Origin of the sequence: Pseudomonas sp. TWI628 (assembly GCF_039673865.1) — a bacterium.
GTDB lineage: Bacteria > Pseudomonadota > Gammaproteobacteria > Pseudomonadales > Pseudomonadaceae > Aquipseudomonas.
The window spans coordinates 76,261-91,048 of sequence record NZ_JBDJMM010000004.1 but is presented as its reverse complement, the minus strand read 5'-3'; the positions used below and the strand labels follow the sequence as shown (position 1 = coordinate 91,048).

The following is a 14,788-nucleotide window of genomic DNA, read 5'->3' as shown; positions in this document are numbered from 1 at the left end:
CACGCGTATTCAAATTCGGTACAACGTGGAAAACGACTGCAACGACCCCGGGCTCAACGTGCCCGCCATTCCCCCAGGCGGCTGCGCAGGCGCGCGGCACACTGGCTGTGCAACTGGCTGACACGCGATTCGCTGACCCCCAGCACCTCACCAATTTCCTTGAGGTTCAGCTCTTCGTCGTAGTACAGCGCCAGCACCAGGCGCTCACGCTCCGGCAGGTTGGCGATCGCATCGGTCAGGGCAGCCTGGAAGCGCTCGTCCTCCAGATCGCGCGACGGCTCGACCTGGCCACTGGCGCCGTCCTCGTGCAGCCCTTCGTGTTCGCCGTCCTGCAACAGGTCGTCGAAACTGAACAGGCGGCTACCCAAGGTATCGTTCAAGATCCCGTAGTAATCATCGAGACTCAATTGGAGTTCGGCAGCAACTTCATGATCTTTAGCGTCGCGGCCAGTTCTTGCTTCCACGGCACGCATCGCATCACTGACCATGCGCGTATTGCGGTGCACCGAACGCGGTGCCCAATCGCCCTTGCGGACCTCGTCGAGCATCGCCCCGCGGATGCGGATGCCGGCGTAGGTTTCGAAGCTGGCACCCTTGCTGGCGTCGTACTTGTTGGCCACTTCCAGCAGGCCGATCATGCCGGCCTGGATCAGGTCTTCGACCTGGATGTTGGCCGGCAGGCGTGCCAGCAGGTGGTAGGCAATGCGCTTGACCAGCGGCGCGTAGCGATCCACCAGCTCGAACTGGGCGTCTTTCGACGCCTTGCTGTACATCTTGAAACCGCTCGCATTCATAGCACGGGTCCTGCGCTGGTGGGTTGCACCAGGCGCTCGACGAAGAACTCCAGGTGCCCGCGCGGGTTGGCTGGCAGCGGCCAACTGTCGACCTTCTGCGCGATGGCCTTGAAGGCCAGGGCACACTTGGAGCGAGGGAAGGCTTCGTACACTGCGCGCTGCTTCTGCACCGCCTTGCGCACGCTCTCGTCGTAGGGCACGGCGCCGACGTATTGCAGGGCGACGTCAAGGAAGCGGTCGGTGACCTTGGTCAACTTGGCGAACAGGTTGCGCCCTTCCTGCGGGCTCTGCGCCATGTTGGCCAGCACGCGGAAGCGGTTCATGCCGTAGTCGCGGTTGAGCAGCTTGATCAACGCGTAGGCGTCGGTGATCGAGGTCGGCTCGTCACACACCACCAGCAGCACTTCCTGGGCGGCGCGGACAAAACTGACTACCGAGTCACCGATACCTGCAGCCGTGTCGATCACCAACACGTCGAGGTTGTCGCCGATTTCGCTGAAGGCCTGGATCAGCCCGGCATGCTGGGCCGGGGCCAGGTGCACCATGCTCTGGGTGCCGGAGGCGGCCGGCACGATGCGCACACCGCCAGGCCCCTGCAACAGCACGTCACGCAGTTCGCAGCGGCCCTCGATGACATCAGCCAGGGTGCGCTTGGGCGTCAGCCCGAGCAAAACATCGACGTTGGCCAGGCCGAGGTCGGCGTCCAGCAGCATCACCCGGCGGCCAAGTTCGGCCAAGGCCAGTGACAGGTTCACTGAAACGTTAGTCTTGCCGACGCCACCTTTGCCACCGGTTACGGCGATCACCTGTACGGGATGCATGCTACCCATGTTCGTTGTTTACCTTGTCTCGCTTGGACCCAGACCACGCGCAGCGCACGACAGCCAGCTCCGGAATGTAGGTACTTTGCATACGCTTGCCCCTCAACCCGCACGTCGCGGATTGTGGTAGAGATCAGCGAACATGTCGGCCATCGCCTCTTCGCTGGGCTCGTCCTGCAACTGCACGTTGACTGCGCGAGTCACCAGCTGGTGCGGGCGCGGCAGGTGCAGGTCGTCAGGAATGCGCGGGCCGTCGGTGAGGTAGGCCACGGGCAGTTCATGACTGATGGCCAGGCTCAGCACATCGCCGAGGCTCGCCGTTTCATCAAGTTTGGTCAGGATGCAGCCGGCCAGGCCGCAGCGCTTGTAGCTGTGATAGGCAGCCGTCAGCACCTGCTTCTGGCTGGTGGTGGCCAGCACCAGGTAGTTCTTCGCGGCAATGCCACGCCCGGCCAGGGTTTCCAGTTGCATGCGCAGGGCCGGGTCACTGGCCTGCAGGCCGGCAGTATCGATCAGCACCACGCGCTTGCGCAGCAGCGGCTCCAGCGCTGCTGCCAGCGACTGGCCCGGGTCGACATAGGTAACCGGCACATTGAGGATGCGCCCCAAGGTCTTAAGCTGCTCCTGGGCACCGATGCGGAAACTGTCCATGCTCACCAGGGCCAGGTTCTGCGGGCCGTACTTGAGCACATAGCGTGCTGCCAGCTTGGCCAGGGTGGTGGTCTTGCCCATGCCGGCCGGGCCGACCATGGCGATCACGCCGCCCTCTTCGATCGGTTCGATCTGTGGCACGTCGATCATTCGCGCCAGGTGCGCCAGCAGCATGCGCCAGGCCTGGCGCGGCTCCTGGATTTCACTGGTCAGGTCGAGCAGCTCGCGGGCGATCGGGCCGGACAGGCCGATACGTTGCAGGCGACGCCAGAGGTTGGCCTGCGCCGGCTTGCTGCCCTGCAGCTGGTTCCAGGCCAGCGAGCCGAGCTGCACTTCAAGCAGCTCGCGCAGGCCCGACAGTTCCGAACGCATGGCATCGAACAGGCGCGGGTCAACAGCCGGCTGCGCTGGCGCAGGCGCTGGAGGCGGCAAGTCGACGTGCGGCTCGACCAATGGCTCGGCCGCGGTCAACGACTGGCCGGCGAACAATTGGCGGTTGCCTTCGCTGGCCTCGGCGCGGTTGTCCAGCTCGGCCTGGGCAGTGGCGATGCGCGACTGGGTCTTGCGCAGCTCTTCTTCCAGTTCGGCGTTGGGCACGCGCGGGGCCAGCGCGGACAGTTTGTAGTCCAGCGCGGCGGTCAGTTCGACACCGCCGGCGATGCGGCGGTTGCCGATGATGGCGGCATCGGAGCCCAGCTCATCACGAACCAGCTTCATGGCCTGACGCATATCGGCGGCGAAAAAACGCTTGACTTGCATAACCCACTACCTCAGCCGTTGGGGCCCACTGTGGCAACGATGGTGACTTGCTTGTTATCCGGTATTTCCTGATACGCCAGAACATGCAAATTCGGTACAGCCAGGCGGCCGAAGCGCGACAGCATGGCACGGATCGGGCCAGCTACCAGGAGAATGGCCGGTTGGCCTTGCATTTCCTGGCGCTGGCAGGCGTCGATCAACGAACGCTGCAGCTTTTCGGCCATGCTCGGTTCCAGAAGAACACCGTCTTCCTGACCTTGCCCGGCCCTTTGCAAACTATTGAGCAAGATCTGTTCCAACCTTGGCTCAAGGGTGATCACAGGCAGCTCGGGCTCAACGCCGACAATGCTTTGGACGATGGCACGACACAATCCGACGCGCACTGCTGCCACCAGCGCGGCGGTATCTTGACTCTTGCCGGCATTGTTGGCGATGGCCTCGGCAATACTGCGGATGTCACGCACCGGCACTTGCTCGGACAACAATGCTTGCAGGACCTTGAGCAGCCCCGACAAGGAAATGACACCGGGCACCAGTTCTTCTGCAAGTTTAGGCGAAGCCTTGGACAATACCTGCAACAGCTGCTGCACCTCTTCGTGGCCGATCAGCTCGTGGCAGTGCTTTTGCAGGATCTGGTTGAGGTGGGTGGCAACCACGGTACTGGCGTCGACCACGGTGTAACCCAGCGACTGCGCCTGAGCGCGCTGCCCGACGTCGATCCACACCGCCTCAAGGCCGAATGCCGGGTCGCGCGCGGCGATGCCGTTGAGCACACCGAACACCTGGCCAGGGTTGATCGCAAGCTCGCGATCCGGGTAGATATCGGCCTCGGCGAGGATCACCCCCATCAGCGTCAGGCGATAGGCGCTGGGCTGCAGGTCGAGGTTGTCGCGGATATGCACGGTCGGCATGAGGAAGCCCAGGTCCTGGGACAGCTTCTTGCGCACCCCCTTGATCCGCGCCAGCAGCTGGCCACCCTGGTTGCGGTCGACCAGCGGAATCAACCGGTAGCCGACTTCCAGGCCGATCATGTCGATCGGCGTGACGTCGTCCCAGCCCAGCTCCTTGGTTTCCTGCGCCCGCTGAGGCGACGGCAGCAGGTCCTGCTGGCGCTGCACTTCCTTCTGCGCTTCGATCTTGGCCTTCTGTTGCTTCTTCCACACCAGGTAGGCACCGCCACCGGCCAGCAGGCCGAGGCTGAGGAAGGCAAAGTGCGGCATGCCCGGCACCAGGCCCATGATGATCATCAGCGCCGCAGACACACCCAGCGCCTTGGGCGAGTCGAACATCTGACGATTGATCAGCTTGCCCATGTCCTCGGAGCCCGAGGCACGGGTGACCATGATCGCGGCGGCAGTGGACAACAGCAGTGATGGCAATTGCGCCACCAAACCGTCACCGATGGTCAGCAAGGCGTAAACCTTGCCCGCATCGCTGAACGACATGTTGTGTTGCAGCATACCGATCAGCATGCCGCCGATCAGGTTGATGAAGAGGATCAGCAGGCCGGCGATGGCGTCACCGCGGACGAACTTGCTGGCACCGTCCATGGAACCGTAGAACTCGGCCTCCTGGGCTACCTCGGCGCGGCGCGCCTTGGCTTGGGCCTGGTCGATCAGGCCGGCATTGAGGTCGGCGTCGATGGCCATCTGCTTGCCGGGCATGGCATCGAGGGTGAAGCGCGCGCTCACCTCGGAAATCCGCCCGGCGCCCTTGGTGACCACCACGAAGTTGATGATCATGAGGATGGCGAACACCACCGCACCCACGACGTAGTTGCCGCCGATCACCACCTCACCGAAGGCCTGGATCACTTTACCGGCGGCGCCGTGACCTTCCTGGCCATGGAGCATGACCACCCGCGTGGAGGCCACGTTCAGCGCCAGGCGCAGCAAGGTCGCCACCAGCAGGATGGTGGGGAACGCGGCGAAGTCCAGCGGGCGCAGGGCGTATACGCAGACCAGCAAGACCACGATCGACAGGGCGATGTTGAAGGTGAAGAACACGTCGAGCAGAAACGGCGGTATCGGCAACATCATCATTGCCAACATCACCAGCAGCAGCAACGGCACGCCCAGGTTGCCCCGGCCGAGCCCGGCCAGGTTGTTGCGGGCGTTGCTGATTAACTGAGTGCGATCCACCGCGAGTCCTCTTCATGCAAAACTTTGACGCCCAAGGGGCGCTTGGGCGTGGCTTTGCAAGAAGCCTTCCAACTTTGCTCGGCTAAGGATTTATGTTGCCTGTACCGGCCTCTTCGCGGGTTTACCCGCGAAGAGGCCAGTACAGGCTGGAATCAGTTGTCGCGGCGCAGATCAGGCGGAATCGGCAGGTCTTCCTTGAGCGGCTCAGGCCGCTTGCCCTTACCCGAGCGGTACTGGCGGATCTGGAACACGTAGGCCAGCACCTGCGCCACGGCCAGGTAAAGCCCCGCCGGGATCTCCCCTTCCACCTCGGTGGAGTAGTAGATCGCCCGCGCCAGGGCCGGCGATTCGAGGATCTGGATCTTGTGCTCGACGCCGATCTCGCGAATTTTCAAGGCAATGAAGTCGGTCCCCTTGGCCACCAGCAACGGCGCCACGCCACCCTTCTCCGGGTCGTATTGCAGGGCCACGGCATAATGCGTCGGGTTGGTGATGATCACGTCAGCTTCGGGCACTGCAGCCATCATGCGCCGCTGCGACACCTCGCGCTGCAGCTGGCGAATGCGCTGCTTGACCTCGGGCTTGCCTTCGCTGTCCTTGTATTCGTCCTTGATCTCCTGCTTGGTCATCTTCAGCTTCTTGTGCGTCTGCCACAGCTGGAACGGCACGTCCGCGGCAGCAATCAACAGCAAACCGGCAGCCATCCACAAGGCACTCCAGCCAACCACCTGAACACTGTGGATGATCGCCTGTTCCAGCGGCTCGTTGGCAATGGCCAGCAGCGCCTGACGATCATTGCCCAACACCACCAGCGCCACGACCAGGATCACCATGAACTTGGCCATCGCCTTGAGCAATTCGGTCAGCGAGTTCAGCGAAAACATCCGCTTGATACCCGACAATGGGTTCATGCGGCTGAATTTTGGTTGCAACAGGCTGCCCGAGAAAATGAACCCGCCAAGGGCAATGGGGGACACGAAGGCGATGACGAACAGCAGCATGAGAATCGGCTGCACCGCCCAGATCGCCATCTTGCCCGACGCCAGCAGGAACATGCCCATCGAGCGCTCGTCGACCAGCACTTCGCGAGTCAGGGAGAAGTTCATGCGCATCAGCGCCATCAACGTTTCCGCCAGGTTGCCGCCGAAGGCCAGCAGCGCGCCGGCACCGGCCAGGGTCGAGGCAACGGTGTTGAGCTCCTTGGAGCGGGCGATCTCACCTTTTTCGCGCGCGTCGCGCTTGCGCTTGTCGGTGGGGTCTTCCGTCTTGTCCTGACCGCTCTCGCTTTCTGCCATGCTCAGGGCGCCCTCGCCAGCTCACGCAGCCATTGCAGCGCTTCACTGGCCAACGCCTGGTAATGGGAAAGCACATCGGCCAGGCCTATCCAGAAGATGCCCATGCCCAGCACCAGGGTCAGCGGGAAACCGATGGAAAAGATGTTCAGTTGCGGCGCGGCGCGGGTCATCACGCCGAAGGCGATGTTCACCACCAGCAGCGCGGTGATCGCCGGCAGGATCAGCAACAGGCCGGCACCGAACACCCACCCCAGGCGGCCAGCCATTTCCCAGAAGTGATTGACCACCAGGGCGTGGCCCACCGGCAACGTGGTGAAGCTCTCGGTCATGACCTCAAACACCACCAGATGGCCGTTCATCAGCAAGAACAACACACTCACCAGCATGGTCATGAACTGGCTGACGACCGCCACGTTGACCCCGTTGGCCGGGTCGACCATCGAGGCGAAGGCCATGCCCATCTGCACGGCAATGATCTGCCCGGCGATGACGAAGGCCTGGAACAGCAACTGCAGGGAGAAACCGAACAATGCGCCGACGATCACCTGCTCGCCACACAGCAGCAGGCCACGCAGGCTCAGCGGGTCGAATTCAGGCAATGGCGGCAGTGCCGGCACGATCACCACGGTGATGGCCACCGCCACGTACAGGCGGATGCGCGCCGGCAGCATGCGCGTGCCGAAGATCGGCATGGTCATCAGCACTGCGGTCACCCGGAACAGCGGCAGGATGAAGGTGGCGACCCAGGTGCCGATCTGCGCGTCGGTCAGCTCCAGCATGGCAGGCTCAACCGATCAGCTGCGGGATGCTGGTGTACAGGCCGGTGATGTACTCCATGAACTTCTGCACCAGCCAGGGCCCGGCGACGATCAGCGTGACCAGCATCACCAGCAGGCGCGGCAGGAAGCTCAAGGTCTGTTCGTTGATCTGCGTGGCGGCCTGGAACATCGCCACGATCAGCCCGACCAGCAGGCTCGGCACCACCAGCACGGCCACCATCAGGGTGGTCAGCCACAGCGCGTCTCGGAACAGGTCGACAGCGACTTCAGGTGTCATGCAAGGGCTCTCCCAGGCGGCGTCAGACGCCGCCGAAACTGCTGGCCAAGGTGCCCATGATCAGAGCCCAGCCATCGACCAGGACGAACAGCATGATCTTGAATGGCAGCGAGATGATCAGCGGCGACAGCATCATCATACCCATGGCCATCAGCACACTGGCCACCACCATGTCGATGATCAGGAACGGGATGAAGATCATGAAGCCGATCTGGAACGCGGTTTTCAACTCCGAGGTGACGAACGCCGGCACCAGGATCGTCAGCGGCACCTGGTCGGGGCCGGCGATGTCGGTGCGCTTGGACAGGCGCATGAACAGGTCGAGGTCACTCTGCCGGGTCTGTGCCAGCATGAAGTCCTTGAGCGGGCCCTGGGCCTTCTCGATGGCTTGCTGGGCGGTCATCTTCTCGCTCAGGTACGGCTGCAGGGCATCCTGGTTCACCCGGTCGAACACCGGCGCCATGATGAACAGGGTCAGGAACAGCGCCATGCCGGTCAGCACCTGGTTCGAGGGTGTCTGCTGCAGGCCCAGGGCCTGACGCAGGATCGAGAACACGATGATGATGCGGGTGAAGCTGGTCATCAGGATGACGAACGCCGGGATGAAGCTCAGCGCCGTCATGATCAGCAGAATTTGCAGGCTGACCGAATACTCCTGCTGCCCGTCCGCGGTGTTGGACAGGGTAATGGCCGGGATCGACAGCGGGTCGGCGGCCAAGGCCAGCGGCGCGGCCAGCAGCAGCGCGATTGGCAACAAGGTGCTCAACAAAATGCGCAGCGCGCCACTCATCACTTCTTGTCCTTCTGATCCTTGCCCATCAGCTCCATCAGCCGCTGGGCAAATTCTGGCGTCGCCTGGCGGGCGTTGGCGGGTACTTCGACGGGCTCGGCCATGACATATAGGGTTTCGATGCTGCCTGGGGTATGACCGATGAGGATCTGCTCCTTGCCGACCTGCACCAGCAGCAGCCGGTCACGCGGGCCGATGGCGCGGCTGCCGACGATCTCGATCACCTGCCCGCCCTTGGGCGTGGCGCCCTGCATGCGGCGCAGCGCCCAGGCCAGGAAGAAAATCAGGCCCACCACCAGCAACAGGCCGAACACCATTTGCGCCAACTGCCCGCCCAGGCTACCGGGCGCAGCGGTCGGCGCCGCAGCCGGGCTGGCTGCAGGCGTGGCGGCGGCAATGGCCAGGTCGCTGACCAGCAGCGTGGCCAGGGCCATCACGGCCCGCATCAAACCCTTCACTCAGCGCAGCTTCTTGATACGTTCGCTGGGGCTGATCACGTCGGTCAGGCGGATGCCGAACTTCTCGTTGACCACCACCACTTCGCCATGGGCGATCAGCGTGCCGTTGACCAGCACATCGAGCGGTTCACCGGCCAGGCGGTCGAGTTCGATCACCGAGCCCTGGTTGAGCTGCAGCAGGTTGCGGATGTTGATTTCGGTACTGCCCACTTCCATGGAAATACTCACCGGAATGTCCAGGATCACATCCAGGTTCGGGCCTTCAAGGCTGACGATCTCGTTCGGCCGCGGGGAGCTGGCGAACTCTTCCATTGGCAGGCGACCGGCACCGGGCTTGCCGCTATCACCGGCAAGCAGTGCGTCGATATCGGACTGGCCGGCATCACCGGTTTCTTCCAGGGCCGCAGCCCACTCATCGGCCAAGGCCTGGTCTTCAGCGGAAGTGATCTCGTTTTCGTTAGCCATGATGTCCTCGACAGGCATTCAATTCGTAAAGAGCGACCGGCACGCGTTCAGCGGCGTTCGATCGGGTCGATGATCTGCAGGGCCAGGTTGCCCTTGTGCGAGCCCAGGCGCGCCTTGAACGACGGCACGCCATTGGCGCGCAGTACCAGGTGCTCGGGCAGCTCCACCGGGATCACGTCGCCGGCCTGCATGTGCAGGATGTCGCGCAGCTTCAGCTGGCGACGGGCAACGGTGGCGGTCACCGGCACGGAGACGTCCAGCACGTCCTCGCGCAGGGCCTTGACCCAGCGCTCATCCTGGTCGTCGAGGTCGGACTGGAAGCCGGCATCGAGCATTTCCCGCACCGGCTCGATCATCGAGTACGGCATGGTCACATGCAGGTCGCCGCCACCGCCGTCCAGTTCGATATGGAAGGTGGAGACCACCACCGCCTCGCTCGGGCCGACGATGTTGGCCATGGCCGGGTTGACCTCGGAGTTCATGTACTCGAAGTTGACCGGCATGATCGCCTGCCAGGCTTCCTTGAGGTCGACGAAGCACTGGTCCAGCACCATGCGCACCACGCGCAGCTCGGTGGGGGTGAATTCGCGGCCCTCGATCTTGGCGTGACGACCGTCACCGCCAAAGAAGTTGTCCACCAGCTTGAACACCAGCTTGGCATCGAGAATGAACAGCGCGGTGCCACGCAGGGGCTTGATCTTGACCAGGTTGAGGCTGGTCGGTACGTACAGCGAATGCACGTACTCGCCGAACTTCATCACCTGCACGCCACCTACCGCCACGTCCGCAGAGCGGCGCAGCAGGTTGAACATGCTGATGCGGGTGTAGCGGGCGAAACGCTCGTTGATCATTTCCAGGGTCGGCATGCGACCCCGCACGATCCGATCCTGGCTGGTCAGGTCGTAGCTTTTGATGCTGCCGGGCTCGGCAACGCTCTCGGTCTGTACCAGCCCATCGTCGACGCCATGCAACAGGGCATCGATCTCATCCTGGGACAGCAGGTCCTGTACGGCCATTGCGGACTCCTACTGCAATACGAAATTGGTGAACAGCAGCTGGTCGACCACCGGCCTGCCGACTTCCTTCTGCGCCACTTCCTGAACCACCGCGGTGGCTTTCTGACGCAGCATTTCCTGGCCCACCGAGCTGGCCGCCAGGGTGTCGAAGCCCTGCCCGGAGAACATCATCACCAGGTTGTTGCGGATCACCGGCATGTGCACCGAGAGTGCGTCCAGGTCGGCCTGACTGCGGCCTTGCAGGGTGATGCTCAGTTGCATGTAGCGCTGGCGGCCGTTCTGGTTGAAGTTGACCACGAAAGCGGGCGCCAGCGGCACGTAGATGGCTGGGGCCTTGACGTTGGTTGCGGCCGCTTCGGGGGCGGGTGCCGATTCACTTTTGTGCATGATGAACCAGGTGGCACCCACCGACAGGCCGACTGCCAGCAACAGGGCCAGCACCAGCAGCAGGATCAGCTTGAGTTTGCCTTTTGCGGCGGGGTCTTTCACTGCGTCGCTCTTCGCCATGCCAATAATCCGTCGTCCATCGGGGTTTCAAAGGAGGATGACGTGGCTTGAGCAAGTGTTATGCCATGTTTGGCTTGAGAGGTGTGCCGCCCGTGAGATAGCGCGCCGCCCGCGCGGCGCTCGACCTCACAGGCGCTGAAAATCCCATGGCAGGCCCATCAGGCGTAATAATCGACGGCACTGTCGCCAACAACCACCTGCTGCTCGACAGCCCGGGAGACGTCGCCCGACCCGCCCTGCTCGCCCTCACCACCTTGAGCCCGGCGCGCGGCTACCCCGGACAGCTGCGAGGCCTCCTGCTGCGCCTGCTGCTGTTGCTGACGCGACTGGTCGGCGACATTCACGTCCGGCTGTGCCAACCCCTGCTGGGCGAACAGCTCGCGCAGGCGATACACCTGGCTGTCCAGCGCATCACGCACGCCAGCATGGCCACTGACGAAGGTGATCTGGGTGGACTGGTCGGTCGCTACATTGACACGGATATCAAGGCGCCCAAGCTCAGCCGGCTCCAACTGGATATCCGCCGACTTCAGGTTCTGACTGGACAGGTACATGACCCGGTTGACCAAGCCTTCGGCCCAGGCGCCCTGATTCATCTGCAATGGCTGATGCAAGGGATTGGCGCTGACCGGCAACGCATTGGCGGTCTTGGCGGTAACGGCCTGGGTCAGGCTGGCCAGGCGGTTGGCGAAGTCGTCGACACGGGTATCGCTGCTGGCGCTCTTGGTATCCTTGAGCCCGTCTTCGAGCAAGGCACCGAAAGCCTTGTCGCCGGTCTCGGACTTGCCTGCTTCGCCCTCGACCTTGTCGACCAGGGTCGCCAACGGATTGACGGCCGCCTGCCCATCATCGGCTTGGGCTTTGCCAGGTTCCACTGCATGCGCCGACGTCGTGCCTTTGGCCTGGGCGCTCTGCTCCAGGGCCAGACGCAACGTTGGCAGGTTGGCCAAGGGATCGGCATCCGGATCGAAGGCCTCGGCGTCAGTCTCGGACTGCCCCGGCAATGGCGCGGCAACCGCTGCCACCGGCGGCTGCTGGATTGCCGCTTGCAACACCGGCGCCACCGCTTCGGCCTGGGCCTGCAGCAATTGCGCGCCAGGCTGCGCGTCGGTCACCTGGCCCGCCACCAGGCTGGCGTCGAGCGACCCCGAGTCACTGGGCGGCGCCGTATCGGCAGTGGCCGACGCCGTATCGTCTGCTGGCAATTTGTTGCCGTCATCGGCAACCGCCGGTTTATCGGCAGCCTGCTTCTTGCCGCCCTGGGCTACGTCGGGTTTGTCCTTCGGGTCGGGCTGAGCCACCTTGTCGTTGCGCACGGGCGCCTTGTCCCGCCCCTGCCCGGCCATGACCTGATCGAAGCCGCCGCCCTGCCCACCCGCCGGCTGCAGTGGCTTGTCCACCCGCGAGGAACCCGCGCTCGACGGCTTGCTCAGGGTGTTGGCTTGCAACAAAGGGTTGGGTGCGACAGGCATTGAGCGGTCTCCGCGCCAGAAACTGGAATATCATCTGGCCAGAGAGCTGCAAAAGTTGCGCCAACTTGCCATCAGCTCGCCGAAACGCGCTCATGCTCGCCACGATAGAAGCACTGCACTTCCAGATATTCCTGGTCGATGCGGTTGATCAGGTCTTCGATGCCATACAGCGGTCGCACCCTCACCCGCTCTTCCAGCTGCTGGCACAACTGCGCAAGGCCGACAGCACCCATGTTGCTGCTGCTGCCCTTGAAGCTGTGCGCGGCCATGCCGAGCTCATCGGCGCTCTTGGCCTCATGCAGCTGGCTCAGGCGCCGCTCGGAGTCTTCCAGAAAGGTTTCCAGCAGTTGCAGGTAGCCATCTTCCATGACCTCCTGCAAGTCGCTGAGTACCTTGTGGTCAATATGCATGTCAGTCACTTGCTCACTCCTTGATCAAGCCGGATTATGCCTGAGCCGCCCTGCGGCCCTCCAGACACATCACCAATCGAACAGCACCCGCGCGCAGCGGCCGCCTTCGCACCACTGGGCCTGGCTGCCAAGCCGCTGCACCAGGTGCAACCCGCGCCCGCTCAACGCCTGCTCCACGGACGGACGCGACAACACACGCTGCACATCGAACCCTGCGCCACTGTCGCGGACCTCGATGGTAAGACGCCCGCCCGCCGCCAAGGGTTCCACCTTCAGGTCGATGCGCACGAAGCCTTCGACCAACGTCACCAGGCGCCGGGCCCGCTCCTGATAGTAGTCGGCAAAACCCTGCACATCACGTTTGAGCTGTGAATCAAGGCCCAGCACACCATGCTCCAGGGCATTGGAATACAGCTCACTGAGCACGCTGTGCAAGGCGCCAGTGCGCGGCCGCAGACCATGGATTTCCTGCAACAACTGCACCAGATAAGGCACCGGGTTGAATCGCTTGAGGCTTTCGCCACGCAATTCGAACCCCAGCGCCCAGTCCAGCGGGCTGGAGCGCCCACTGTCGGAATACAGCGTCGGCGCAGGCACCCGCTCTTCGCCACTGAACATGCGAATGTCGCACAGACTGATGTCATCCCGAGGTCGCCCGCCAAAACGCGCCAGGGCCTGCATCACCTCATCGAACAGCTGCACCGGGTCACGATTGGCGGCCAGCACCTCGCGCAAGCGCTCGACACCGAACAGGCGCTCCTGCTCGTCCGCGGTATCGACCACGCCATCGGACAGCAGCAACAGGCGCTCCCCCGCCGCCAGCGGCAACACTTCGGTGCTGTCATCGAAGCGCTCCGGCGCCAGGATCCCCAGCGGCAGGTGACGCGAACCCAGGCAGTCAAGCACGTCACCGTCGGCCGACAGCCGGTAGCCGTCCGGCATGCCACCATTCCACACTTCCACCGCACCGCGCTGCACACTCAGGTTGAGCAGCAGCGCGCAGCAGAACATGTCCACCGGCAGGATGCGTTTGAGCTTGGCGTTCATCTCGCGGAGCATCTGTGCCAGGCCGTAGCCCTTCGCGGTCATGCCATAGAACACTTCCGCCAGCGGCATCGCGCCGACTGCGGCCGGCAAGCCATGGCCGGTGAAATCACCCAGCAGCACATGCATATCGCCGGACGGCGTGAAGGCTGCCAGCAGCAGGTCGCCATTGAACAGCGCATAGGGTGACTGCAAGTAACGGATGTTCGGCGCCGTGATGCAACCGGAATGCGCGACCTTGTCGAACACCGCCTTGGCCACTCGTTGCTCGTTGAGCAAGTGGTGATGGTGACGGGTGATCTGGTCCCGCTGCTCGAGCACGGTCGCCTGCAAGCGGCGCAGGCGGTCCATGGCGCGGATCTTGGCAGCGAGGATCACCGCACTGTAGGGCTTGGCCATGAAGTCGTCACCCCCGGCCTCCAGGCAACGCACCAGGGCATCCTCCTCGTTCAGCGAGGTCAGGAAGATGATTGGCACCAGCGCCTCGCCAGCCAGTATCTTGATCTGCCGCGCCGCCTCGAATCCATCCATCACCGGCATCAAGGCATCGAGCAACACCAGCTGCGGACGCTTCTCGGCGAACAGCGCCACGGCCTGCTCGCCATTTTCTGCGGTGTACACATGATGGCCCTGGCGGCGGACGATCTGCGCCAGCAGCATGCGGTCGACTGCACTGTCCTCGGCCACCAGTACGGTCAATGCCTGTTCGGCCGGCATCGGGGCACTCAACTGATGTCGAACAGTTTTTCGAAATTGGAAATGGCCAGGATCTTGCGCACGTCGGAGCTGGCATGTACCACACGCACGTCCGAGTCATCACCGCCGGCATGGTCACGCAGCAACAGCAGCATGCCCAGCGCAGAGCTGTCCAGATAGGTGGCTTCCTTCAAGTCGACCACCACCGAGTCGGGCCTGTCAGGCTGGCGTTCGTAGGCATCACGAAATTCCTGATGCTTGCCGAAATCGAAGCGCCCCTTGACCTTGATCGTGAGCTTTTTCCCGTCCTGCGAAAAATCAGTCTCGACTGCCATGCTAGCGATTCCTTCGATGATGGCGAATGCAACTCTTCAAGGTTTAGCAGCCCGTGGCAGGACTATCAAGGCCAGCAC

General features: G+C 63.2%; 16 protein-coding genes. All 16 read right to left on the bottom strand.

The window, feature by feature from the left end; genetic code table 11:
• Positions 1–53: 53 nt before the first annotated feature.
• Positions 54–794, bottom strand: coding sequence for an RNA polymerase sigma factor FliA (fliA, locus tag ABE528_RS04365; protein WP_152958858.1), 741 nt, complete (start codon positions 792–794; stop codon positions 54–56).
• Positions 791–1,624, bottom strand: coding sequence for a flagellar synthesis regulator FleN (gene fleN, locus ABE528_RS04360; protein WP_054884183.1), 834 nt, complete (start codon positions 1,622–1,624; stop codon positions 791–793). The genes fliA and fleN overlap by 4 nt, the downstream gene beginning before the upstream one ends.
• Positions 1,625–1,717: 93 nt before the next feature.
• Positions 1,718–3,025 carry a flagellar biosynthesis protein FlhF gene (gene flhF / locus ABE528_RS04355; RefSeq protein WP_152958857.1) on the bottom strand — a complete coding sequence of 436 codons (1,308 nt, stop codon included), beginning with the start codon at positions 3,023–3,025 and terminating at the stop codon, positions 1,718–1,720.
• 11 nt (positions 3,026–3,036) lie between these two features.
• Positions 3,037–5,166 carry a flagellar biosynthesis protein FlhA gene (gene flhA, locus ABE528_RS04350; RefSeq protein ID WP_346652310.1) on the bottom strand — a complete coding sequence of 710 codons (2,130 nt, stop codon included), beginning with the start codon at positions 5,164–5,166 and terminating at the stop codon, positions 3,037–3,039.
• A gap of 152 nt (positions 5,167–5,318) precedes the next feature.
• Positions 5,319–6,461, bottom strand: coding sequence for a flagellar biosynthesis protein FlhB (gene flhB / locus ABE528_RS04345; RefSeq protein ID WP_152958855.1), 1,143 nt, complete (start codon positions 6,459–6,461; stop codon positions 5,319–5,321).
• Between the two features lie 2 nt (positions 6,462–6,463).
• Complete coding sequence (fliR, locus tag ABE528_RS04340) at positions 6,464–7,240, bottom strand: flagellar biosynthetic protein FliR (protein ID WP_152958854.1); 777 nt, start codon at positions 7,238–7,240, stop codon at positions 6,464–6,466.
• Between the two features lie 7 nt (positions 7,241–7,247).
• Positions 7,248–7,517, bottom strand: a complete 270-nt coding sequence (fliQ, locus tag ABE528_RS04335) for a flagellar biosynthesis protein FliQ (protein ID WP_027921194.1) — start codon at positions 7,515–7,517, stop codon at positions 7,248–7,250.
• Positions 7,518–7,539: 22 nt separating this feature from the next.
• A complete protein-coding gene (gene fliP / locus ABE528_RS04330; protein WP_346652309.1) occupies positions 7,540–8,307 on the bottom strand; it encodes a flagellar type III secretion system pore protein FliP in 768 nt (255 codons plus the stop codon).
• Entirely contained in the window at positions 8,307–8,753 is a 447-nt protein-coding gene (gene fliO / locus ABE528_RS04325; RefSeq protein ID WP_346652361.1) for a flagellar biosynthetic protein FliO, read from the bottom strand. Before fliO ends, fliP begins: the two co-directional genes overlap by 1 nt.
• A gap of 12 nt (positions 8,754–8,765) precedes the next feature.
• On the bottom strand, positions 8,766–9,230 hold the full coding sequence (gene fliN, locus ABE528_RS04320) for a flagellar motor switch protein FliN (protein ID WP_152958851.1): 465 nt from the start codon (positions 9,228–9,230) through the stop codon (positions 8,766–8,768).
• Between the two features lie 47 nt (positions 9,231–9,277).
• Positions 9,278–10,246 carry a flagellar motor switch protein FliM gene (gene fliM, locus ABE528_RS04315; protein ID WP_110636537.1) on the bottom strand — a complete coding sequence of 323 codons (969 nt, stop codon included), beginning with the start codon at positions 10,244–10,246 and terminating at the stop codon, positions 9,278–9,280.
• Positions 10,247–10,255: 9 nt separating this feature from the next.
• A complete protein-coding gene (gene fliL / locus ABE528_RS04310; protein ID WP_346652308.1) occupies positions 10,256–10,753 on the bottom strand; it encodes a flagellar basal body-associated protein FliL in 498 nt (165 codons plus the stop codon).
• A gap of 158 nt (positions 10,754–10,911) precedes the next feature.
• Positions 10,912–12,225 carry a flagellar hook-length control protein FliK gene (locus tag ABE528_RS04305; RefSeq protein WP_346652307.1) on the bottom strand — a complete coding sequence of 438 codons (1,314 nt, stop codon included), beginning with the start codon at positions 12,223–12,225 and terminating at the stop codon, positions 10,912–10,914.
• 71 nt (positions 12,226–12,296) lie between these two features.
• On the bottom strand, positions 12,297–12,644 hold the full coding sequence (locus tag ABE528_RS04300) for an Hpt domain-containing protein (RefSeq protein WP_346652306.1): 348 nt from the start codon (positions 12,642–12,644) through the stop codon (positions 12,297–12,299).
• 60 nt (positions 12,645–12,704) lie between these two features.
• Positions 12,705–14,396, bottom strand: a complete 1,692-nt coding sequence (locus ABE528_RS04295; RefSeq protein ID WP_152958848.1) for a fused response regulator/phosphatase — start codon at positions 14,394–14,396, stop codon at positions 12,705–12,707.
• A gap of 8 nt (positions 14,397–14,404) precedes the next feature.
• Entirely contained in the window at positions 14,405–14,710 is a 306-nt protein-coding gene (locus ABE528_RS04290) for an STAS domain-containing protein (RefSeq protein WP_152958847.1), read from the bottom strand.
• Positions 14,711–14,788: the final 78 nt, after the last annotated feature.

What these genes read in the sequence shown, in the direction of transcription:
- fliA (WP_152958858.1), bottom strand. Translation starts at nt 794, where the DNA reads ATGAATGCGAGCGGTTTCAAGATGTACAGCAAGGCGTCGAAAGACGCC.
- fleN (WP_054884183.1), bottom strand. Translation starts at nt 1,624, where the DNA reads ATGGGTAGCATGCATCCCGTACAGGTGATCGCCGTAACCGGTGGCAAA.
- flhF (WP_152958857.1), bottom strand. Translation starts at nt 3,025, where the DNA reads ATGCAAGTCAAGCGTTTTTTCGCCGCCGATATGCGTCAGGCCATGAAG.
- flhB (WP_152958855.1), bottom strand. Translation starts at nt 6,461, where the DNA reads ATGGCAGAAAGCGAGAGCGGTCAGGACAAGACGGAAGACCCCACCGAC.
- fliR (WP_152958854.1), bottom strand. Translation starts at nt 7,240, where the DNA reads ATGCTGGAGCTGACCGACGCGCAGATCGGCACCTGGGTCGCCACCTTC.
- fliQ (WP_027921194.1), bottom strand. Translation starts at nt 7,517, where the DNA reads ATGACACCTGAAGTCGCTGTCGACCTGTTCCGAGACGCGCTGTGGCTG.
- fliP (WP_346652309.1), bottom strand. Translation starts at nt 8,307, where the DNA reads ATGAGTGGCGCGCTGCGCATTTTGTTGAGCACCTTGTTGCCAATCGCG.
- fliO (WP_346652361.1), bottom strand. Translation starts at nt 8,753, where the DNA reads ATGCGGGCCGTGATGGCCCTGGCCACGCTGCTGGTCAGCGACCTGGCC.
- fliN (WP_152958851.1), bottom strand. Translation starts at nt 9,230, where the DNA reads ATGGCTAACGAAAACGAGATCACTTCCGCTGAAGACCAGGCCTTGGCC.
- fliM (WP_110636537.1), bottom strand. Translation starts at nt 10,246, where the DNA reads ATGGCCGTACAGGACCTGCTGTCCCAGGATGAGATCGATGCCCTGTTG.
- fliL (WP_346652308.1), bottom strand. Translation starts at nt 10,753, where the DNA reads ATGGCGAAGAGCGACGCAGTGAAAGACCCCGCCGCAAAAGGCAAACTC.
- ABE528_RS04305 (WP_346652307.1), bottom strand. Translation starts at nt 12,225, where the DNA reads ATGCCTGTCGCACCCAACCCTTTGTTGCAAGCCAACACCCTGAGCAAG.
- ABE528_RS04295 (WP_152958848.1), bottom strand. Translation starts at nt 14,396, where the DNA reads ATGCCGGCCGAACAGGCATTGACCGTACTGGTGGCCGAGGACAGTGCA.
- ABE528_RS04290 (WP_152958847.1), bottom strand. Translation starts at nt 14,710, where the DNA reads ATGGCAGTCGAGACTGATTTTTCGCAGGACGGGAAAAAGCTCACGATC.